This window comes from Nostoc sp. FACHB-152 (assembly GCF_014697475.1).
In the GTDB taxonomy this organism is placed as follows: Bacteria; Cyanobacteriota; Cyanobacteriia; order Cyanobacteriales; family Nostocaceae; genus Nostoc_B.
In genome coordinates this window covers 11,846-34,645 of record NZ_JACJRV010000021.1, presented here as the reverse complement: position 1 = coordinate 34,645, position 22,800 = coordinate 11,846, and the positions used below count along the sequence as shown (strand labels likewise).

The following is a 22,800-nucleotide window of genomic DNA, read 5'->3' as shown; positions in this document are numbered from 1 at the left end:
TTTTACGTAAAATATCGCCGTAAGCTTAAGTATTATTGTCAAAATAATTACATTATTTATTGAAAGCTAGAATGAAATACGAGGTAGTAGAGCAGATCTTTAATAAATATTCAATTTTACGCAGATTTGAACACTTAAAATTGGATGCTCATTTTCAGATTTTAGATAAATCTGAACAAGCACACTGCTTTGCATCTCAGCCTGAAGAAGTAGAATTAGGCAAAGATATTCGACTAAGCTTTCCTGAATTTAACGGCATCGAACATATTTTGCAATCTATCTTGCAAGGTGAACAAGAAATATTTGAACTATCAGGCGTTAAACGCAGCTTTGATACTCAGGCTGACGTTTATATTAATATTTATATTATTGCTGAACCAAGTGAAAATTTAACTATATCTAAATTACTTATCTTGATTAAAGATGTAACCAATATCATCCAAGATAAGCAAAATTTATTGAAACTTACTAATGCTGCTAGTATTCTTTCAATGACATTGGTGGCATATAAAAATTACATGGATACAGTTATCAGTTCAATGGCAGATGCCTTATTGGTAACTAGTAATTCTGGCAAAATCAAAAAGGTAAATTTAGCAGCTTTAAAATTATTTGATTTTCAGGAAGAAGAATTAATTAACCAGCCTATATCCCTAATCTTTGATGATAATTTTTTATTGCTCAGAATTATTAATCACTATAGTAAAATTAATCGAGATTTACAGCATTTTGAAGTAGTATGCCGCAAGAAAACCGGCGAAAAAGTTTTAATAGCTTTTTCTTGTGCTGTAATGCAGAAAAAAAATGAAGTGTTAGAAGATATTATTTATATTGGTCGGGATATTACTAGTCGTAAACGTCGAGAACAACGGAATAATGCCCAATATAGTATTACCCGCATTCTATCAGAATCACAAAATATTAAACAGGCAATGCCACAAATATTGCAGGCTATCTGCCAAAGTTTAGAGTGGGATGTAGGCGAATTATGGACAATTAGCCAATATATTAGTACTGATGTGCCAGAAGATAATGATCATGCTGTCTTGCGATGTGTAGAAATATGGTCAAGCCGGCTTGTTTCTGTGCGCGAATTTAAAGCAGTTACATGGCAAACTACATATCATCCTAGCATGGGATTACCTGGTCAAATTTGGGCTAGGCGTTCTCCTTTATGGATTAAAGATATTTCAGACTATAGAGATTCCCAGCGCAAACAAACTGCTATAGCCGCAGGATTGCATTCAGCCTTTGGTTTTCCGATTCTAGATGACAATAAAGTTTTAGGTGTGATGACTTTTTTTAGCCGGGATGTGCAACCAAATGATGCAGATTTATTGCAAATGATGGTTTCAGTTGGTAGCCAAATTGCTCAATTTATGAAACGAAAACAAGCAGAAGATAATTTATTAGAAAGCGAATCTCAATATCGAGATATCTGTGAAAATGCTAATGATTTAATTGTCTCGGTTAATCCCTACGGTCGTTTTTTATATGTAAATCAGGCATGGTGCAGAACTTTAGGTTACAGTGAGGACGCAGTTGAGCAAATAAGTATATTTGATATCATCCATCCTGATTTTAAAGAATATTATCGGCAAATGTTTTATCAATTAATGTCAGGAGAAGAGTTAGAACAAGTTAAGGTGGCTTTTATTGCTAAAAATGGTCAAACAGTATTTTTAGAAGGTAATGTTAACTGTAAATTTGCGAATGGTAGGCCAGTAGCAATGCGTGGTATTTTTCGCAACATTACCCAAAGAGTGCTGCTAGAAGAAGCATTGCAAAACCAGCAAGCACAAACAGAACAACTATGGCAAGTTAGAATATCACCATTAACATCTAACGCCCTACGCCCGCACGTATACGACGCGGACGCAGATGTAATTAATATGACTGTTTTGTGTGCAGATATTGTAGGTTTAGGCGAAGTTGCTGCTGTGGGAAGTGCAATGCAACTAGTCAATTTACTCAGTCCCATTTTTGCCACTTTCGATCGCCTCAGCACTCGCTACGGTTTAGAAAAAATCAAAACTATCAATGATGCTTATGTGGTAATCTGTGGATTACCAACAAAACGCAAAGATCATGCCCATGCGATCGCTCAAATGGCTTTGGATATGCAAACAGCGATCGCTACATTTAATATAGAAAATCAGCAAAACCTTAAAATTTGCATTGGTATCCATACTGGCATTGTCACAGCAGCAGCAACGGGTTTAATGGATACCATCGATATTGCCAGATGCATCGAAGCCCAAAGTTTAGCTGACACTATCCAAGTCACCGCCACTGCTTACGAACAAATACGACATGAATTTTTGTTTCAAAAATACGATGAAATAGAAATTAGCAATCAACGCAAAATTACAACTTATCTGTTAATGGGAAAGAAGGGAAGTGGGCAATAGGCAATAGTTTTGAAAGCTTTTTATTTTGTCCAGTACAGTTCAGTTAAGGTTTCGATCCCCCTTAAAAAGGGGAGGCTCAAGGGGAGGATCAAAATGCTATTAGGCAACTTTATCAGACTTGTGTGTACACGGTAGCTTGTAGGGGAGCGGTTCTTCCAGCAGTAATGAATTGGTGTTCTAGCAGTCTTAGATATTTGTAAACAACAATATACCCGACTTTTAAAAAAGCTGGGATGTGAGCCTCAGGATTTTTACCAATTAACTAAAACTGTAATAAATTTATTTATTTATTAACAATTAGTGAAATAATATTAAAGTATCAATATAATCATCATAAAGATTTATAAACTAAATATTCAGTATAATTACTGTTAATAAATAAGATGACATACTGAAATAAATTGATAAAATTATTCTAGTTATAGGAGTTCAACAACCTGTGAGTTTAGAACTGATGCAGTAATTGACAATGCAAAGACATCAGGCATTCACAAAGGCTGGTGAACAACTATAAAGCTCACAAGCCAAAAAGTGTGAACCCAAGATGACTAAAGATGATCTGCCTTACTTTAAACCAAATGAATTTAGCAAAATAAATGAAGCTTTTTTGTCTGAGGAGCATGAGTTTGGTAAAAGATTTTTGTGCAATAAAAATACAGAACAAGAAGCAGTTTATATAGAAAAAAATCATCGTCAATCACCTATGAATCTAAGTCAAAAACTATACTTAGATTTCCAAACCAACAATCATTATTCAACTTCTAAACAGTTAGCAATACTACAGCAGCTTCTGCATATTACTAATCAAAAAATACATTTACCAGAACTTTTAAAAGAGATAACGCAAGAAATTTGTGATGCTATTGATGGCGCAGAGTTTTGTATCATAGCATTATATAATTCTCAAACTAAAGAGTTAGAATTAGCAGCTAAGATAGGAACAGATATTGATAGGCTGATCTTGATAAAGCTGAATGATATTGGCAAAGAAGATGTTAAAAATAAAAGTTATAATTATTTAAATTTATTAAATGAAGTTTTTGCTACAGGAGTAGCAAAATTATTTCAAGTTAGTCCGGTTAACGATGAAAATATCGGTGAAAAATTCTCAGATTATTTAGATTTTGATGTTCCAGATATCTCTGGATTTTCACCTAGTTCTATGTATGGTGTACCCATATATTCACCACAGCTAGGTCGGTTAGGAGTATTAGCAATTGGTAACTGGAATAATCCTCATACCTTTGATGCAACATCGCAGAAAATTTTAGATGGGATTATAGACTTATTAGCGATCGCTATTCATCATGCCAAAATCAGACAAACATTAGAACAGCATGAAGAGATTTTATCTACACAAACAGCAATTCTGTTAGAGCAACAACGGGAACTAGAAAAAAAACAAAACACAATTGAACAACAAAAGTTACGACTAATCAATGCGACAAATCATAAGTCGCAATTTTTAGCCACAACATCCCACGAACTCAGGACTCCTCTGAATGTCATATTAGGCTTATCGCAAGTGCTGCTAAGAAAACGCAATTCAACTTTAACTGTACAACAAGCTGATATGGTAGAACGTATCCTCAATAATGGCAATCATCTAAGAGACATTATTGAAGATATGCTCGATTTTGCTAAAGTCGAAGCTGGTAATTTATCGCTAAAACTAGAGGAAGTTAACTTACACACTTTAGTATTAACAACGGTACAAGAATATCACGCACTAGCAATAGAAAAAAATTTAAATCTGCAAACAGACATCAATATCAATCATCCCTTTGTGGTGAACGATAGCAAGTTTCTTCAACAAATTTTAGAGAAGTTATTGTCCAATGCGATTAAATTTACGGAAACTGGTGGCATAATAGTAAAACTGTGGGAAATTTCTCCTGATAGAACTGCGATCGCAGTCCAAGATAGTGGGATTGGGATTGCAGAGTCTGAAATAGAAGATATTTTTGAGCCATTGTATCAAGTCGATCAAAGCATCACACGCAAATATGACGGTACTGGATTGGGATTAGCAATTACTAAATCATTGGTCGAATTGATGCAAGGCACAATTAGCCTTACCAGCAAAATTGGCGAAGGTTCTACCTTTTATATTGAATTGCCCAGACAAGTTTCGGTTAGCGTTGCAGAATTTTAATGCAACCTGCTTTTATCCTTAAATGTTCAGAAAAGTAGAGACGCGAAATTTCGCGTCTCTACAAATAAATTTTATTTGCCTGTTACCTTGTCAATCAAGTTTGATGCTTTGTCAACAATGCTTCCTTGAGAGTTTTGTCCTTGCTCCTCTTTTAAATTCTTTTCATAAGCCTTTTCTAAAGTGTTCAGGTTTTCTGATTCTTTTACTGCTTTCTCATAATCTTGTTGCCGATCCTCTTCTAGAGTACCCACCCCTGGGTCAAATTCATAAGCACGGTTAACTTTTTCGTCGGCATTAGGTTTAAACTCTGGAGGTACTAGCTTTAATTCTTCTAATGTAGTTGCATAACTAGGCTGCTGAACGCCGATAAATACCCCTGAGATAGCGATGAAAACTATAGTACAAATAATTAAAACAGTTGTACTTAATACCTGTTTTAAAGATAAGAGAATTCTTTGCATTTAATACTCCTATTATTTTGTCTGAATCTTTTTATTTGTAAAACCGATATCATGTTTAAGACTCACAGGCATCGTAAAGGGTAAAATATATTTTTTCCTTCTATCTAGAGATACATTCAAAGCAATTGTCAGAGGTAGGAAAATTACTAAAGGCTCTTGGCGAAATCATACTTACCTCCACGTTCAAGGGCGCGTTTATAAGCAGGCCGTGCATGGATGCGTTCGATAAATTGCTTAATCTTTGGTCGGCTGTTAATTAGTTCAGGTTGCATAGCGACTATTTCTAGAGGAAAACTCATTTGAATATCGGCAGCCGTAAATTCTTCCCCAACAAACCATGTACTTTTACCAAGTTCATTTTCTATATAGTCAAAATGAAGTTTAATCTGAGGAGCGATAAATGCATCGTTGACGCTGTTGTCTCCAATACCAAAAAGGTTAAGAACTGTGTTCATGACTAGAGGTAACATTGCCGAGCCTTCGGCATAATGCAGCCAATACCTATAACGCAAACGCTCTTGAGTACCCAATGGCGGAATGAGCCGACCGTTGCCATATCGCTCTACTATGTATTCGATAATAGCTCCTGACTCAGCAATAGTTTCCCCTGCATCTGTAATTACTGGTGACTTACCCAGAGGATGAACTTCTCGCAACGATGTTGGTGCTAACATCGTCTTTTGGTCGCGTTCGTAGAATTTGATTTCGTATTCGATACCTAATTCTTCTAGTAGCCACAGCACTCGCTGCGATCGCGAATTGTTAAGATGATGGACAACGATCATAAGAATTTTTATTGGCTGTTCAGCATCTCAAATTATCATTAATCCTTTCAATATTTATCTATCTGGCGGTTGTCTTAGCTTTAACTGTTGACTCTCTCGGCTATTCTCAGTTTGGCAGAACGCGATCGCGGATTATTGGCAGTTTCTGATTCTTGGGCAGTGATGGGCTTTTTTGTTAACACTTGCAATGAAGGAGAGTTGCGTAAACTATGCTTAACCAAGCGGTCTTCTAAAGAATGAAAACTGATAACAGCAATTCTTCCACCGGGAACAAGCGCGTTTGGTGCTTTGGCTAAAAAAGTTTCTAAAGACTTTAACTCATCGTTGACGACAATTCGCAAAGCTTGAAAAGCACGAGTCGCCGGGTGAATTCTACCATAACGATATTTACGTGGAACAGCAGATGCGATCGCTTCGGCTAATTGGGTAGTTGTAGAAAATGGCCGTTGTTCAACAATTCGCCTAGCAATACGCCTAGATAATCTTTCTTCCCCATATTTAAAAAAGATATCTGCGATTTCCCTTTCATCCCACTCATTAATTACATCAGCCGCCGTCAGTGAACCCTGCTTATCCATCCGCATATCTAAACTTGCAGTGTGGCGAAAGCTAAAACCTCGTTCTGGCGTATCTAACTGATAAGAACTCACGCCTAAGTCTGCCAGAATACCGTTAAAACTTGCGGCGGGAAACTCATAAGCAGCAAAGTTACTTTGAATAAACTTGACACGTTCTCCGAACTCGGCTAATTCTTTCTTGGCTGCGGCTAAAGCATCCTCATCTTGGTCAATAGCAGTTAACTGCACATCCGGCGCAGCTTGCAAAATCAATCGACTGTGACCACCACCACCTACCGTCGTATCCAGATAATGACCTCCCGAACACACCGCTAAACCTGCAATTACTTCTTGGGGTAATACAGGTAAATGAGAAAAATTCGGTTCATCAATAGCCAGTAATTGCTCAGAATCGGGATTCATTATACTTGTGACACAGTAGGGGTGCGTTAACGAAGTGTAGCGCACCATGTAGGCATTTGTAGTCTGATTATTTATTTTTTATTCTGGTAAATCAATGATTTCGGCAATTGATGGAATTTTTTCTCAATGTTGGGATTGTTGTTTAAAACAATAATGAATGCGTCACAGTTAAATTTAAGCTGCTGTAATAGCAAATTCAGCAATTCTGAATTCTTCGCGTCCTTGTCGGTTTCCCAAAAACTAGTTTTTCGCACCACACCAAGAACATACAAAGGTTTGTCTGGAAAATATTGCAGAACTTTTTCTACTAAATAAGCAGTTGTAACTTGTGGATAAACAGATAATTGTTGACAAATATTTTGTACTTCTACCTCAGATAAATTGTGCGATTGAAATTCATCACTAGCTCGCAAACTAGAACGCTCCTGATCTGCCTTTAAAAGTAAATCATGATATTTCTCGGCACGTTTTTGATAGGATTTGGCACTATCCTGTTTTCCTTGTTGTTGAAGAAAGTAGCTAATGATTTGGCATCCTTCAATTACCATGTTTGGATCTTGAGCGATCGCTCTCTCAATATACTCTATGCCACTGGCATCTTCTTGTCTTAATAATATTTGACCTAATAAATAGTTAGCTGAGGCGTGGTGTTGATCTATCTTGATTACTTCTCTTAATAATGGTATGGCAGCTTCTTCACCTTGTAACTCAAATGTTAACAACGCTCTTGCACTAGCTTCTTCTAGAGTTAGTTGCTGTTTTTGAGATTTATGATTCAACTTTTCTAATGTAGCTAATGAATTTTGTTCTTCAGCATATTTTTGCCGCCAAGGAGTTGCTATTTGCTCTTGCCAAACTTGACTAAAATAATCTCTATATTTTTCTAATGAATTACCTAAATATTCTTGAGCAGCACTGAGTTTAACAGGAGCAGATAAAGAGAATTCTTCTTGAATATTAGCGGTAAATCCCAAGGTTTTTAATCTATCTGTAAGGCAAGGATGAGTATCAGCATTATTAGTTTTTTCAGCCAAAGCTTGAGCTAAATACGTACTTGCTTCTTTTAGAGGTATTCCCTGAGCCAAAGCTGTTTGCATTGCTGTGTAACTTGTTGTTGGTGGCTCAATTTCTGTATGTACTTGTTGATAAATACTATTCCAAAAATTATTGTGAATAAATCTAGCTTTTACTTTAAAATTCATCAAAGTTTTGGCAGAGTTTTCAACTCCTGCTATTTCGGCAGCACATCTGTCAGCTTCGTATTCATTTAACCGTGCCAAGACAAAAGAATACGCATCAAAAAATGGAATATACCACTGTAAAAATCGCTTAAAAATGAACCCTGATGATTCATTACCACCTTGTACTAGTTCTTTATCAATGCGATCCCAAGCTAGACGTTGGCGATAAATCCATTGGTTAAAACGACTGTGATTTCCTGATATATGCCCTAACTCATGGGCAAGCACAGCCCGAAATTGTTCAGGTGGTAGTGCTAACATCAAAGGTAAACCCACTTCTAGATAGTTTTGGTACCAGCCAAATAAACCTAAACGTGGTCTTTGAACAACGCAGGCGTTAAAATCTTCAGTGAGTAGAATGTGGTGAAAGCGTGGAGCCTGTAGCTTTGATGAAATGTCATCAACTAAGCAAAATAAGCTAGGTACATCTTTGCGCCGTAATGCTAACCCTGTGGGTGGAGGAAATGTCACCCATAGCGATCGCACTAACATGAAAGCGATCGCTAGTAAAAACACCACTAGCTTTAAAGCTGAAGTATGGAATGACCGCGCATTCAGCATTATCCAGACTGTACCTAACAGTAGTGCCACCGTCACAGCTAAAATCAAAAATATATACGCATAGCCCAACACAGCCAAAAGTGCAACGTGCAATCTATAAATCGGCGGTTGTTTAGCAGCAAAAACTTCTAATTTCTGAATTAGCTTATCAAAACGCTCTTGATCAAAAGCCATAAATGTGCATTAGCTTGTTCAAATTGCAATATAGCTGACACATTATCTGCTTGACCTACGTAAAAACTCAGAACTCAAGACAGAAGAGGGGAAAAGGGTAAGGGTTAAAGGGGAAAGCATCTTAGAAAAAATCCTTTCCCTTTAACCTTTTCCCTTTAACCTTTCCTCTTTCGTCACCTAACTCCCCAATTAAAAAATTCCTATGCCTGAAATTCCGGCATCTCAAGCTCCATATAATAGTTGAAGAAGTGAAACAAAAAGAAACATCAAGTAAAATCCTTCTGCTGCCACCCCTTCTCCAACAGACTCCAGTATTGGCAATAGATGCAGGGTTTACCCTCAAGATATTGCCCCTACAAACTTGATTTTGGCAGACACGATTTATCGGTCTGGTTGGCATCTACGCGGTTCCATTCAATTTTTGATCACGGGAGAACACGGAATTTATGGCAAGACTCGAAACCCGCACTGAACCAATGGTGTTGAACATGGGGCCACACCACCCCTCAATGCACGGGGTTCTGCGGCTAATTGTCACATTGGATGGCGAAGATGTCATTGATTGTGAACCGGTTATCGGCTACCTGCACCGAGGAATGGAAAAAATTGCCGAGAACCGCACCACTGTCATGTATGTCCCCTACGTTAGCCGATGGGACTACGCAGCAGGGATGTTTAACGAAGCTGTGACTGTTAACGCCCCAGAAAAGTTAGCTGGTGTAGCTGTTCCTAAACGCGCCAGTTACATCCGCGTCATCATGCTGGAATTAAACCGCATCGCCAACCACTTGCTGTGGTTTGGCCCGTTCCTCGCTGACGTGGGCGCGCAAACTCCCTTCTTCTACCAGTTCCGAGAACGGGAGATGATTTACGACTTGTGGGAAGCCGCTACAGGCTACCGGATGGTAAACAACAACTACTTCCGCGTTGGTGGTGTTGCTGCTGACTTACCCTATGGTTGGGTAGATAAATGTCTAGAATTCTGCGACTACTTCTTACCAGTAGTTGATGAATACGAAAAGTTAGTTACCAATAACCCCATCTTCCGCCGTCGTATTGAAGGAATTGGTACAATTACCCGCGAAGAAGCAATTAACTGGGGGCTTTCTGGCCCAATGTTACGCGCTTCTGGCGTAAAGTGGGATTTACGCAAAGTTGACCATTACGAGTGCTATGACGATTTTGACTGGGACGTTCAGTGGGAAACTACCGGTGATTGTTTAGCCCGTTACATGGTGCGGATGCGGGAAATGCGCGAGTCTGTAAAGATTATCAAGCAAGCCATCAAAGGACTACCTGGCGGCCCCTACGAGAACCTAGAAGCTAAACGCCTAGCAGCTGGCAAAAAATCTGAGTGGGATGCTTTTGATTACCAGTATATTGGTAAAAAGGTTTCCCCCACTTTCAAAATGCCCAAAGGCGAAGTTTACGCCCGTGTAGAAAGTGGTAAAGGGGAACTCGGAATTTATCTGATTGGTGATGATAACGTCTTCCCTTGGCGGTGGAAGATTCGCCCAGCAGATTTCAACAACCTACAAATTCTGCCTCATTTATTGCGGGGTATGAAAGTTGCAGATGTTGTCGTGATTCTCGGCAGTATTGACGTAATCATGGGATCTGTAGACAGATAACTTCAATGGGTGGGCAATGTCCACCCATTACTTGCAAAAATCAATTATCAAATTTTTAGATTCTGTAGGGGCGCAAACACTTGCGCCCCTAAAAAATTGTTTTGTACATGAATCTCTGATACTCGTGAATAATTCTTTGAGCTTGATTAATCAGAGTTTAATAACATTCAAAATTTAATTTATTTATTAACTTGTCACGAATCGAGAATATTTTGATGCTAAGACAATGGCTACCTTGTGGAACGAACAAGCTTGTCAAGTTGGCTGTCATTTTGATTATTCTCCTTGAGCCTGTTGAGATTGCATTTGAATTAATAGTATTTTCAGACAATTTTTATAAATTTATGCAAATCTAGGCACGTTCATTTGTGGGGGTATAGGATTATTGAAAATAAAAATATAATTAAATATAAAAAAATAGATAAATTTGTAACTTCTTGTTAAAAAGATTTAAAATAAACATTCATTGGCGATCGCTCTAAAAATTTTCTTTCTCGTTCAGTCAAATTTCTTATTTCATAAAATCCTAATTTATTAGCTTAAAATTACAAAGTTTAAATCAATATTAACTTTTTTGTTTTATCTGATAAATTATGCTAATGGTGTGAACTTGCAGCTAAAAATTATGTACTCTCGAAATATAAGAAATAAATAATATAGTATCTGCATCTGATTTGATAATTATCAAATTCATTGCTCAGAATTTATCCAGATGATTTTCAAGAAAAGGTTTGATAAATTACTATATAAATCTTAGAGACTGCCTTAACTCATCACTATTAGAACTGTGCAAATTCACTCCCACCCGGAATTTGACCCCAGATCACACCAACCTGTTGAACAGGGGTTGCGAAGAGTCTTGAATCGCCTTGTCAGAACAATGCAACGTGATGCATTAATTAGGCAAACGACCCAAGAACTAAGAGAATCACTTCAAGTCGATCGCGTGGTTTTATATTACTTTTATTGGCAGTGGCATGGACAGGTAACTTTTGAGGCTTTAAGCTCAGAGAAATATTCAATTTTAGGTTCTACAGGTCAAGATCGCTGCTTTACCGACGAGTATGCAGCTTTATATTTAGCAGGAAGAGTGAGAGCGATCGCTGATATTCACCATGAACCCCTTGAACCTTGTCATCGAGATTTTCTCCACAGCATCCAAGTACGTGCTAACTTAGTTGTACCCATTGTAGTACCCAAAGGTTTATGGGGATTGTTAGTAGCACATCACTGCCAAAGCTCTCGTAATTGGTCACAGGCAGATATCAACTTAATACAAACAGCCGCCAAAACTCTAGCGACCGACTCCAATATTTTAGGCAGTTAAATTACAAATAAATCAAGTAATTTCATTCCTGGGAACTCTTTAGACAATAACGATATACATCAGCTGTCATCTCAGCAATATATTTCCAATTATACTTTTGGGCTAACTGAAGGTTATGCCGTCCCATCAAAGGTAACTCATGCTGTCTTTCTACAGCAGACTGTATAGCTTTCATTAAGCCATTGTCATCATCTACCTCATATAAAAATGCCCCAACATTGTCAAGTACTTCTCCAATACAACCTTTACATGGTGCTATACAGGCTCTACCAAAAGACATTGCTAAAAGTACTGCACCTGATGTCAAAATATCTCGGTATGGAAATATAGCTGCATCACAAGCATTCATATAAATTTCAACTTCATCAGTAGGAATGAAGCCTGGAAAAAACTTAATTCTTTGATCATTAGCAATCTTTTCCTTAAGTAACTCTGTCATTTCTTTGCTATCATTATGCACCCTGCCAGCAATGACTAATTCAATTTTTTCACCATGTATTTGGTTGAACGTATCTATAAGTTCAAAGACTCCTTTATAAGGACGGATCGCACCAAAGAAGAGAAAAACAAGATTAGAATCTTTTAAACCTAAACGTTTTCTGGCTAGTGATTTTTCAATCTTATTTTCATAAGAATCTATATAATTACCATGTGGAATAACAAAAACTTTATTTTTGTTTCTAATAAAAAATTCTTTTATGGCTTCTTCTTTAGCTACTCGGCAATGAGTAATAATAGCATCAGACAATTCAGCTACAACAATACTACAAATACGCTCAAAAATTAAGTTTTTGTTTTCATGGTTCTTCAGGTTATGTATAGTCCAAATAATTTTTATATTAATTATTTTTAGAATAACTAACTGTATTATTATTATGATTAGCTTGGCTATATTAACAAATTTATTTTTGTCTAAAAAGAATGGATGTAGCCAATGAAAATGTACAAAATTTGCTTTTTCATGGAAAATTACTAGGGGTAAAAAGAAAGTGGTGGAAGATGAACTGCTTGGAAGCACTAATTTAATATCTAATTCTTTTAAATTATTAATTAACTGTGATATATAAGGATTTTCATAAACGAATTTAGGTAAAAAAACGGCTTTTATTTTTTTTTCGTTAGAAGCATTTTCAATAGAGTATTCTGACTTCATAGTTAATTAGAGGTTGTTTAAAAACATCTTTATGCTGTCATACAGCACCAGAAAAATGCTGTTTTTTCGATTTGAATGTAATAGTTTTGTATTTTGTTGTTTTCCGTTAGTTTGATAGTAAAAATCAAACCTTATACTTTAGGTATTACCATTAATATTTTATTTACTATCAAAACTATGAGTGCTATTTTGAATATTAAGAAGTTTTTCTATAATTTTAAAAAGTTCCAAACCATGTTGAGAAAGTCAACTGTTAGAAGAGAATAACTGTTTTAGAGCTATCTCTACTTCTTCCATTCGTTGGCGGTAATTTTTAACTCCTGCTGCTATGTTCAGGCGGGCTGTTAACGGATCTTGCAAAATTTTATCAATTAGCGGAATTAAACGTGCTTGATCAAAATACTCTAAGGGAATTGAAAGCGGAGAATGACCAATTTCCTCCATAAAACCATGAACTTTAGGATCGTATTCCGCAGCTATAATAGGCACACCCAAACCAGCTGAAAGAATCAGCGAATGTAGCCGCATACCAATCATTAAATCTAAAGTACTAATTAAGGTGTTCAGCTTGTGAAGCGATTCAAAATTCCGATGCACAACAAATTTCGCTGAATGATGACTGTAGCGTAGCAAGCTTAATATACTTACATAGTCATCATCGGTAGGATGATAACTATCTTGGTGTGTTCGGAAAGGTAAGAAGTGAACTATCGCTCCATACTTTTCTACTAAAAAATCTGCTAGTGCTGCTATTTCTTTTTGCAATGAATTATATATATCGACATCTACAGACTTACCACGTCCAGTCAAATGCCGCACTGAAATACCTACTTGAAGAGGTTGGTTAGTTGAACGTGTAGATTGAGATAATGTTTCTGGTATAGCCTGTAAAGCTAAATCACTCATAACATAAATAGAATTACTCACCCCTAATTCTTCAAGCTTCTTTTTAGACTGGATATCACGAACAGCCAAAAAATCGACTTTGTTGAGAACCTGAGGAATCAGAACTTTACTTTCTGGTTTCCAAATGTCTCCAACACTAATACCAATTACAAGTGTACGGCGACGAAATTTGAGAGCTTGCTGTAGAAAACCTAACCAATTTGGCACGATAGGGTATTGCACACTATCACGTAGCAAGTCACCACCTCCAAGAACAAAATAGCTACTTTGAAGTATTTTCAAAAGTCTTTTAATTTTTGAATCTTCTTGGTAGCGATGAATTGACTGCACAGAGTAACGAGATTTAGTGTCTTGCGGATCATTAGAAAAGACTGTAAATGATAAATCATTTTGCTGCTTTTGCAGTAGGTTAATCATCCCTACAAGCATAGCTTCATCGCCAAGGTTGTGATTACCGTAAAACCCGCATATAACCACTTCTTTTTTTCTAGCCAAAATTCCTCCTTAAAAGTCCAATAATTATTTATTTCGTTGATGCTTGGTAAGATAATTTTTTATTTATTAGGTAACCGGGCAATATTTACTACTTGCCAAAATAATTTTGGTCTAATTAATAAAATTGACAAAACGTATACTAGTGTTCCAATCAATATAGAGATTGCTAATATCGCAGAAGTACTGATTAAATTACTCAAAAAATATTTAACAATAGCGATAGCAATCAGCATAATCGCTGTTCCTGCTAGAGCAACAGCACCTTGGCTTAGATAAGTTTTGACATCAATGCGAATTAGCTTCCAAACTACCCAAATGGTTAGGGGTGTCATCAAATAACCTCTAATGACATAAGCTGCTGCCACAGCAACAATTCCCCATTGAACAGCTATAGCAAAGGCTACAACATTGCTGACGGATTGTACAAAATCTAAAGCCAATTTCCAAGAAGGCTTTCCTACAGCCATCATCAAAGAACTGTTGAAAAAAAAGTAAGCATAAAGAATACCTATAATATTTAAAACTTGCATAACTGGAATACTTGGTGACCACTTTTCGCCAAACACTACAATCACTATTTCAGGTGCTAATATTACTGTGGCCAAAAAACCTGGAAAAGTTATTAAAGTTGTAAATTGGATTGCTTTATAAAGTGCATTACGTAGTCTTTCAGGTTCTGCTTGTAATCTGGAAAATGTTGGAAGAGAAACTTTTACAATAATGCTAGTGAGTAATTGCGTTAAAGTTTGCAGTAAACGATATGCAACACTATAGTATCCTAATGCAGTAGAACCCAGAAAATAACCAATTAAAAAATCGTCTGAGCGGCGGTTAAAGAAGTTACATAAACTTATACCCATGACATTCACTCCAAAGGCAAATAATTCTTTGAAGTGTTTTTGCGAAAATCTGAATCCTGGATGCCAGTCACTTACCCACCAAAGCACTAAAACTTGTGCAACACTACTGGTTAATTGCTGACCTACAAGACTCCATACTCCAAACCCCATAAAGGCCATAGTTACACCTACTATCCCGCCAATAATTACTGCGATTAATGAGCGTATAGCAAGGGGTTTGAAAGCTAGTTTGCGTTGAAAAATTGCTTCTTGAACGCTACTAAAACCACTAATTATAAAGCTAAGAGATAAACAACGAATTATTGGCGTGATCTGAGGCTCTTTGAATAAATCAGCAATCAATCCAGCACCAGCAATACTTAAAATAGTTGCTAGCGCACTAACTCCTAGATTAGCCCAAAAGGCAGTATCTAAATGTTCTTTTTCTAAATCTTGACGTTGTACAATTGCTTGCGAAAGACCTTGGTCAAGAAAAATTTGCAAAAAGTTTAAAAATATGGTTGCGAGAGCGACTAAACCAAAAGTTTGTGGATCTAGCAAGCGTGCCATGACTACGAAAATACCGACAGAGATCAGTTGCCGTCCCCAACTTTCTAGAGCAGACCACAATACTCCTCTAACAGCTTTTTGCCGTAAATTTGATGGCTCTTTGCTTGATTGCATTACTAAAGTTTAGCCTTATAATAACTTTAGAATAACTTAGGATGTAACTTTAGGATTTTCTTCAGTTAAATCATCCATATACATTTAATGTAAGATTGTTTTTTACTTATCTATAAAAGTATTAAAATTTACAAAATATTTATATATTCTAAATTTTAATGAAGTTTGGATAAAACCTCAGATTAAAACCCAGAAACTAAGTTATTAAATTTTTGTATTAGAGGATTACGATTCTACTTTTACCGTTTCCATTTGAATGTAGAAGAATAAGATTCAGCTATATTTTTCAATTTATTAAAATATCTTTTTAGTCCTGTGTAGTTATTAAATGGAAACCTAAGTAGTTCAGGATAAAGATTATTAATCAGGTCATTAACCATCATTGTAGAACGCTTATAATTAGGCGGTAAACTTAACATTAATTCAATAATTTTACGATGACATAAGGGAAATATCCGGAAGGCACTTGTGATGTGGCCATATTGTTGTGGCCCAGCCCAACACCCTAATCTCTGCTCTATGAATAAAAGGTCTAGTATTGAAAAAGCATTATTGGTTCCTAAACTGTTAAGCCATTGATAACCTCTTTCTTCGAGGTAAGGATGAACTGGAAGTTCAAGGATATTTAACAGTCTATCTGGCGCAATTTGGGTAGATTCTGTATCAGAAGCAGACCAATAAATAGCACGTCCAATTTCGCCAGCCATTCCAAGTAATAATCCACGTTGCGGATCTAACTGTTTAAGTGTCCGAACATTTCTCCATGTCCTTCCTGCAACACAATTTCCGGTTCTATACAACCATTCGTTTAGTTCGGCTTCTGTTGCTTCTTCCAATTCTAGAATTCGATGATTTAATTTATATGTTTTAGCTATTTGAGAGGCAAGTTCGCAATCTTGTATTCCTTTTTGATCAGGGATTTTTACTGTAAACAGTTCAATATTTTGGAGATGTTCTCGCGCACAAGCCAAAAGCATTCTTGAATCTCTTCCAGCAGTTAATGCTAGATAAACTGGGGAATTTTGTACAAGTGCTTTGATATTATTTTGGGCAATAGATGCAATTTCACTTATAGAATGTTTAATATCTTTATTTTGAACTGTAGTTATTTGGTTAATATGCCAATGCCTTGTTGATTGCCAATTATTCAAATTTAAAAAATGATTAGGTAATAGTCGTTCAACTGAATGTCTTGGGGTTAAACCAAATGGATACCAGTTATTTTTGTTAGGAATATCTAGTATCTTAATTAACTCATAATTATCCTGACAATCCTCTGAATATGGAATTAAAGCTGTGGATGAGGCAACAATCTGCTCATGAGCGCAGAAAACTGCTGAAAGAGAAGCTAGGGGATCTAAATAGACACGCGAGATATTCTTGGTCAGGAATATAGCCAGGAAACGCCCACCGAAGTCATAAAGCGATGATTCCAGTTGAGAAGCATCGTTGTTATCGTTTGGAAATACCGGAATTTGTAAGCTTTTATTCAGCAATAAACCGTTTGTATCAATTGCATATCCAAGTAGCCATCCTATCAAAGAGGAGTCAGATGCAAGAATTTCAATTACTGGCAAATCTGAATGAAAGCCTAACAGCCAAGAGCCGCTACGTCGGAGATTCCAATTTTCTGGTATATAATTTTCTGATTGACATAAAATAAACTGTCCGACTAAACTTTTGCCATTAGTAATCATAGGTATTCCTAAAATTAAGGCACTAAAAACTATCCTATAGCATGAGTGGACACAGGTATACTTATATGAAGATGTTGCTGAATTTTTGAATAGTATTCAGATGTAAATAGAGGAATTAATAGAGGATTGACTAGTAGTTAACTAACAATATTTATTGGCAAAAAGAAAACGCAATAATTGCTGCACATGAGGCTTGTAAAAAGAAATTAGATTACACAGTTACTTACTGTATGATAATTATTTGAGCAATTTATGCGGCGATCGCAGAATATCATGGCAAGCGATCGCCCCTTTAAATTGCTGGCACAAAAGTTACTGGTTGACGCTAATTTGGGATTTCCAGTTAGATAAATCTGCCAAAGAGCGATCGCGGTAACGTCCGTAACGCTCTTGTTTACTTTTGATTTTTACACCTAAATCTGGCAAAATCCCGAAATTGGGAGGCATTGGTTGAAAATGCTTAGGTGACGCAGAACTAATAAACTCTAATAACGCCCCTAACATTGTAGTTGGCGGTAAAATCAACGGTTCTTTACCCAAGGCTAACCGGGCTGCATTGGTTCCTGCCAGCCAACCACCAGCTGCGGCGGCGGTATAGCCTTCAGTACCAATCAACTGTCCAGCAGCTAATAAAGTGGGACGCTGTTTAAATTGCAAAGTCGGCTGCATTAGTTGGGGCGCATTGATAAAAGTATTGCGGTGCATGACTCCCAGCCGCACAAATTCTGCCTTTTCTAAACCGGGGATGAGTTGAAAAACTCGCTTTTGTTCACCCCAACGCAGGTTAGTTTGAAAACCAACCATATTCCACAGTTGCCCAGCTTTGTCTTCTTGTCGCAACTGCACCACAGCATAGGGACGCTCCCCCGTACGACTATCAGATAAACCGACTGGCTTTAACGGGCCGTAACGCATCGTATCTTCTCCCCGTTGTGCCAGTTCTTCAATAGGCAAACAAGCCTCAAAAAACTTCGCGGTTTCCCGTTCAAAGTCTTTCAGTTCTGTTTGTTCTGCTTCGCAAAGTGCTTGCCAAAACCGCAAATACTGCTCTTTATTCATTGGACAGTTAAGATAGGCGGCTTCACCTTTGTCATAGCGGGATGCCATAAAAGCGATATCACGGTTAATTGACTCGCCAACAATTATTGGGCTAGCCGCATCGAAAAAGCTCATATATTCCATTCCCGTGAAGCGGCGCAAGTCTTCGGCTAAGTCGGGGCTAGTTAACGGCCCAGTTGCCAACACTACAATTCCTTCCGGGATGGCATTTACTTCACCACGCCGAAATTCTACTAAAGGATGGTTAGATACAGCTTGGGTTAAATCTTGGCTAAATTGGCCTCTATCTACCGCCAACGCCCCGCCAGCCGGAACCGCGTGTTCATCAGCTTTAGATATAACAACCGACCCTAATTGTCGCAGTTCTTCGTGCAGTAATCCAGCCGCGCGATCGCTTGCCATTGCCCCAAAGGAATTACTACAGACTAACTCCGCCAAATGTTCTGTATGATGGGCAGGGCTGAAGCGTTTGGGACGCATTTCATGAAAAATTACAGGTACTCCGGCTTGGGCTATTTGCCATGCTGCTTCTGTCCCAGCTAGTCCACCTCCAATTACTTGTATCGGTTGTTGTTCCATAATCAAATTTATAAGTCCTGAGTTATAAAGAAATTGTGAATCTTTTAGTTCATTATGTATAGTTCAGGGTGCGTTATTGGCAACTCCCAAGATGCTGGTACAGTGTACACGCCAGCCGGATAAGGGGACACCCACGAGTTAGGGTGATGTCCTGGCATTACAATTTTGACTCTACTTTCAGACACCCACCAAACATTGTAAATGTAACCTCTAAAGTAGACTTGCTTTCCACTGGTTAAGTCATTCTTGCTTGCTTGCTTCATTGCCATCTTTTTCGTACTTTTCCCACTGCTGGATAGTTTCATCAATTTCTTCTGGTGTAGCTTCTCTGATTTCTCCTGAGTCCTCCTCTGTTACCCAGCCATTATCCTCTGGGTCAATGTAAGTGCGTGGCGACATTTACCAACCTCAAATATAACTAGTGACCAACCTATCACGACTAATGAAAACTCTTAAAGTTAACAAAAATACTATCCTTATGGATGACGCAGCAACCAGTACCATCCTGAACCTTTACGAGTCAGCCAGGAATTATCAAAGTTAGTATGATGCTCGTCTAAATAGGGATTGTAAACTGGGTAATCATCAAAACTTGCGTCATTTTGTACGCGAATTTTGATATGGCGACAACTGCCAGCAATTTCAATGGTAACAGTATCGGTATTAAGACTGCCTGAATCTGACTGTAAAAGATAATTTCTGATTTCCCCCCTTTCCCTCTCTAACTTTTGCCTATACCTGGGCAAGCAACGCACCCTTACCCCTGGATTTGTATTGGGATTATCTAATAAATAAGGTAAGACTTGTGAGTCATGATTGCTACGCCTTGGGGTGTCGGCACTAGCCAAAGATGGTAATAAGAGCAACATACTTGCACTCATAAAAATCCCTCTCAGACTGCTATTCATAATTTCGTCCTCAATAAAAGCAATTGCCAGGGTGTTAACCCCGGCGTTTTTCAATTAAAAATCAACTTATATGCGTAGGGAGGAACGGCAAGCCCGCCCAAGTATTTAGAATTATTTATTGTCAAGTAGTTGGTTAACCTGTTCTCCTTGACGACGAGTTTTAATTTCATAACGACGGCTGAGATTGTCTTGGTAGTTCATATCTCTGGCTGCGGCAGCATTTACAAAAGCATCGCAATTTTTACCTTGAACCACAGTTGAAGAACTGCTGCTATTTTCTTCTGTGCGGTTGTTGCGAAGATCACGAGATTGACTATTATTTTGGCTACCTTGGCTAGAACCATTACCACTGACACCAATACCCAAGAAGCTGACACCACCGCCACCGCCATCATTATGGCTGCGAGATGAACTAGAACGAGTGCTGTCAGAAGTTGCTAAAGCAAGTTTGGTGGAACTATTGCGAGTGTTGTTACCTAAGCCGACATCGCTACACAAGGCGCGAGGATCTTTGGCTAAGGTATTGGGATCAACCCAAGATTGATGGTCGCCTAAGCCTTGAATTTCGCTATTACCAACTGAATTGCCAGATGTAGGATTTTTTGGAGTAGCATTACCTACAACCCCACCAGGAACGATATCAACAGGCTTGAAGATACCAGCAGGTTTAACATCAAAGGGGCCGGCAAAAGCTGGAAGTGTGCTGGTTAAAAGTGCGGTGGCGGTAAGTAAAGAACTTGTGATGTTACGGAATTTCATGGTCAGTTTCCTAAGTTTCAGTGTTTGGATGTTGAGGTTTAACCCCTTCACTTACTCAATAGATTGACCTTGATTTTTTTATGCAGTCTCTCGGAAAGTTTTTTGAGTCAGATGTCTGAATAATAAGATTTTTCTACATTCCATAATTAGAGACGTAGCAATGCTACGTCTCTACAAGGTAATCAATTACTCTTACGCTAAATGCTGCTGGACTTTGGTTACTAACTCATTAGTCCAATGCTGGGTGAGTTCGGCATCAGCAGCTTCTACCATGACTCTGATAACTGGTTCTGTACCGGAGGCGCGAACTAAGATTCTACCAGCGTCACCCATTGCGGCTTCAGCAAGGCTGATTGCTTGTTGAACTGGGAGACAATCTTTCCAACCTAAACGGCGATCGCGGTCTACTACGCGCACGTTCTTTAATAATTGAGGATAGGTTTGGAAACTTTGGTCTACTAATTCGCCGAGAGTCACACCCGCTTGTTTAACTAAGCTGGCTATGTGTAAGGCTGTTAACAAGCCATCTCCGGTAATGCCATAGTGTTTACATAGAATATGACCAGATTGTTCGCCGCCTAGCATTCCGCCAGTTCGTAGCATTTCTGCCTGCACGTATTGATCACCAACAGCAGTGCGAATTAATTTACCACCTTGTTGTTGCCATGCCCTTTCAAATCCTAAGTTAGCCATGACGGTGGAAACTATTAAATTGTCTGGTAGTTGTTGCTGTTGTTGCAGGTGGCGACCCCAGAGGTAAAGGATATAGTCACCATTTACTTGTCTGCCAGTATTATCTACTGCTAACACGCGATCGGCATCACCATCAAAGGCAAAGCCCATATCGGCATGGTGTTCTTTAACTGCGGCTTGCAATATATCTAAATGAGTAGAACCGCACTCAACGTTAATGCGATCGCCATCTGCGGCATTATGTAAGCAGACAACTTCTGCACCCATTTCCATAAATACTTGTGGTGCTAACCCAACAGCTGCACCCCAAGCCAAATCTAAAACAATCTTCATCCCTTGCAGACTTCCGCCATTCTGCAAAGGCTGTTGCAACGCTAGACTGTAATCTCCTACTAACTGCGGACGTGCATAATGTCTGCCGTGATTACTTACACTACCCACATTTGCTAATTTACCGCGCAATCCGGCTTCAATTTCGGCTTGTAATGCTTGCGGTAACTTCGCACCATTCGCACCAAAAACTTTAATGCCGTTATCTTCTGGGGGGTTGTGGCTAGCAGAAATCATCACGCCGCCGATCGCGTCACTTACACTAGTCAGGTAAGCTACACAAGGAGTCGGACATAAACCTAAATACCAAACTTCAACTCCGGCGGCTGTTAACCCTGCACTCAAAGCCATTGCTAACATATCGCTAGAGTTGCGCGAATCTTGCCCCAGAATTACTGGCCCTACATTAGCAGTATGATTCTGTAAGACCACCCCTGCCCAAAAACCAATTTCTAAAGCTAAGGGTGCATTCAGTATTTCTCCTACCTTCCCCCGAATCCCATCTGTACCGAATAAGGGAGTTGTTGGTAGTGATATCAAGCTAAATGCTAGACTATCTGCCCGATTTTTGTCGCAACTATCTGCTGTTACCGAAAGACCTTTAATCTCGCCTTGAGTTCGAGTTATTGATGAAACCATAATGTTAAATACCCCACACCATAATTCTGGAAAATATTACTTTACTCTCTATTCACCAAATCCAAGTGAATAGTTGCCTGTTTATCTGTACTTTATACTCGTTTTTTTTTTCAGAAATCTATTACCGATAGACTGAGTTCCGTGAAACTGTTGAAAATTTTTCTGAAGTTTGTAAATTTTTTGTACAGAAATTTCTATTTTTTACCTGATTGCAGTTGAGTTTTTTTCTCAGCGATGGGTAGGGTGGTTATATCTTTGCAACTGGGACAGCTTAACAAAGCTACATACTGCCTTTGCTTAAAAAATTTTAATATAAATTCTCATCAAATAGTT

At 38.1% G+C, this 22,800-nt stretch carries 17 protein-coding genes; 4 read left to right on the top strand and 13 right to left on the bottom strand.

Annotation, left to right across the window (positions count from 1 at the left end; genetic code table 11):
* The first annotated feature begins 71 nt into the window (after nucleotides 1-71).
* A complete protein-coding gene (locus H6G76_RS16815; protein ID WP_190702730.1) occupies nucleotides 72-2,411 on the top strand; it encodes a PAS domain S-box protein in 2,340 nt (779 codons plus the stop codon).
* A 544-nt stretch (nucleotides 2,412-2,955) separates the two neighbouring features.
* Complete coding sequence (locus tag H6G76_RS16810; RefSeq protein WP_190702727.1) at nucleotides 2,956-4,566, top strand: GAF domain-containing hybrid sensor histidine kinase/response regulator; 1,611 nt, start codon at nucleotides 2,956-2,958, stop codon at nucleotides 4,564-4,566.
* Nucleotides 4,567-4,637: 71 nt separating this feature from the next.
* Here the strand turns inward: H6G76_RS16810 and H6G76_RS16805 are convergent, their stop codons facing one another.
* From H6G76_RS16805 to H6G76_RS16790, 4 genes are all read right to left on the bottom strand, one after another.
* Nucleotides 4,638-5,027 (bottom strand): hypothetical protein, encoded by a 390-nt coding sequence (locus H6G76_RS16805; RefSeq protein WP_190702724.1) that lies wholly within the window; start codon nucleotides 5,025-5,027, stop codon nucleotides 4,638-4,640.
* Between the two features lie 146 nt (nucleotides 5,028-5,173).
* Nucleotides 5,174-5,812, bottom strand: a complete 639-nt coding sequence (locus H6G76_RS16800; protein WP_190702721.1) for a glutathione S-transferase family protein — start codon at nucleotides 5,810-5,812, stop codon at nucleotides 5,174-5,176.
* 80 nt (nucleotides 5,813-5,892) lie between these two features.
* Nucleotides 5,893-6,792 carry a 16S rRNA (cytosine(1402)-N(4))-methyltransferase RsmH gene (gene rsmH / locus H6G76_RS16795; protein WP_190702719.1) on the bottom strand — a complete coding sequence of 300 codons (900 nt, stop codon included), beginning with the start codon at nucleotides 6,790-6,792 and terminating at the stop codon, nucleotides 5,893-5,895.
* 71 nt (nucleotides 6,793-6,863) lie between these two features.
* Nucleotides 6,864-8,768: a M48 family metallopeptidase gene (locus H6G76_RS16790; protein WP_190702716.1), complete on the bottom strand. Its 1,905-nt coding sequence runs from the start codon at nucleotides 8,766-8,768 to the stop codon at nucleotides 6,864-6,866.
* A gap of 446 nt (nucleotides 8,769-9,214) precedes the next feature.
* Here H6G76_RS16790 and H6G76_RS16785 point away from each other — a divergent pair, with 446 nt between their 5' ends.
* The gene (locus tag H6G76_RS16785; RefSeq protein WP_190702712.1) at nucleotides 9,215-10,399 is read left to right on the top strand and encodes an NAD(P)H-quinone oxidoreductase subunit H; all 1,185 of its coding nucleotides are present in this window, start codon (nucleotides 9,215-9,217) and stop codon (nucleotides 10,397-10,399) included.
* Between the two features lie 787 nt (nucleotides 10,400-11,186).
* On the top strand, nucleotides 11,187-11,726 hold the full coding sequence (locus H6G76_RS16780; RefSeq protein ID WP_190702709.1) for a GAF domain-containing protein: 540 nt from the start codon (nucleotides 11,187-11,189) through the stop codon (nucleotides 11,724-11,726).
* A gap of 22 nt (nucleotides 11,727-11,748) precedes the next feature.
* Here the strand turns inward: H6G76_RS16780 and H6G76_RS16775 are convergent, their stop codons facing one another.
* The 9 genes from H6G76_RS16775 to glmM form a co-directional block, all read right to left on the bottom strand.
* Nucleotides 11,749-12,879 carry a glycosyltransferase gene (locus H6G76_RS16775; RefSeq protein ID WP_199337411.1) on the bottom strand — a complete coding sequence of 377 codons (1,131 nt, stop codon included), beginning with the start codon at nucleotides 12,877-12,879 and terminating at the stop codon, nucleotides 11,749-11,751.
* Between the two features lie 246 nt (nucleotides 12,880-13,125).
* On the bottom strand, nucleotides 13,126-14,280 hold the full coding sequence (locus H6G76_RS16770; RefSeq protein WP_190702704.1) for a polysaccharide pyruvyl transferase family protein: 1,155 nt from the start codon (nucleotides 14,278-14,280) through the stop codon (nucleotides 13,126-13,128).
* 59 nt (nucleotides 14,281-14,339) lie between these two features.
* Complete coding sequence (locus H6G76_RS16765) at nucleotides 14,340-15,803, bottom strand: MOP flippase family protein (protein WP_190702701.1); 1,464 nt, start codon at nucleotides 15,801-15,803, stop codon at nucleotides 14,340-14,342.
* Between the two features lie 239 nt (nucleotides 15,804-16,042).
* The gene (locus H6G76_RS16760) at nucleotides 16,043-17,500 is read right to left on the bottom strand and encodes an asparagine synthase-related protein (RefSeq protein ID WP_190702698.1); all 1,458 of its coding nucleotides are present in this window, start codon (nucleotides 17,498-17,500) and stop codon (nucleotides 16,043-16,045) included.
* A 312-nt stretch (nucleotides 17,501-17,812) separates the two neighbouring features.
* Nucleotides 17,813-19,138, bottom strand: a complete 1,326-nt coding sequence (gene trmFO, locus H6G76_RS16755) for an FADH(2)-oxidizing methylenetetrahydrofolate--tRNA-(uracil(54)-C(5))-methyltransferase TrmFO (protein WP_190702695.1) — start codon at nucleotides 19,136-19,138, stop codon at nucleotides 17,813-17,815.
* Between the two features lie 240 nt (nucleotides 19,139-19,378).
* Nucleotides 19,379-19,537 carry a hypothetical protein gene (locus H6G76_RS16750; protein WP_190702693.1) on the bottom strand — a complete coding sequence of 53 codons (159 nt, stop codon included), beginning with the start codon at nucleotides 19,535-19,537 and terminating at the stop codon, nucleotides 19,379-19,381.
* Between the two features lie 77 nt (nucleotides 19,538-19,614).
* Nucleotides 19,615-20,046 (bottom strand): hypothetical protein, encoded by a 432-nt coding sequence (locus tag H6G76_RS16745; protein ID WP_190702688.1) that lies wholly within the window; start codon nucleotides 20,044-20,046, stop codon nucleotides 19,615-19,617.
* 111 nt (nucleotides 20,047-20,157) lie between these two features.
* Nucleotides 20,158-20,805, bottom strand: coding sequence for a hypothetical protein (locus tag H6G76_RS16740; RefSeq protein WP_190702685.1), 648 nt, complete (start codon nucleotides 20,803-20,805; stop codon nucleotides 20,158-20,160).
* A 192-nt stretch (nucleotides 20,806-20,997) separates the two neighbouring features.
* A complete protein-coding gene (glmM, locus tag H6G76_RS16735; RefSeq protein WP_190702682.1) occupies nucleotides 20,998-22,467 on the bottom strand; it encodes a phosphoglucosamine mutase in 1,470 nt (489 codons plus the stop codon).
* Nucleotides 22,468-22,800: the final 333 nt, after the last annotated feature.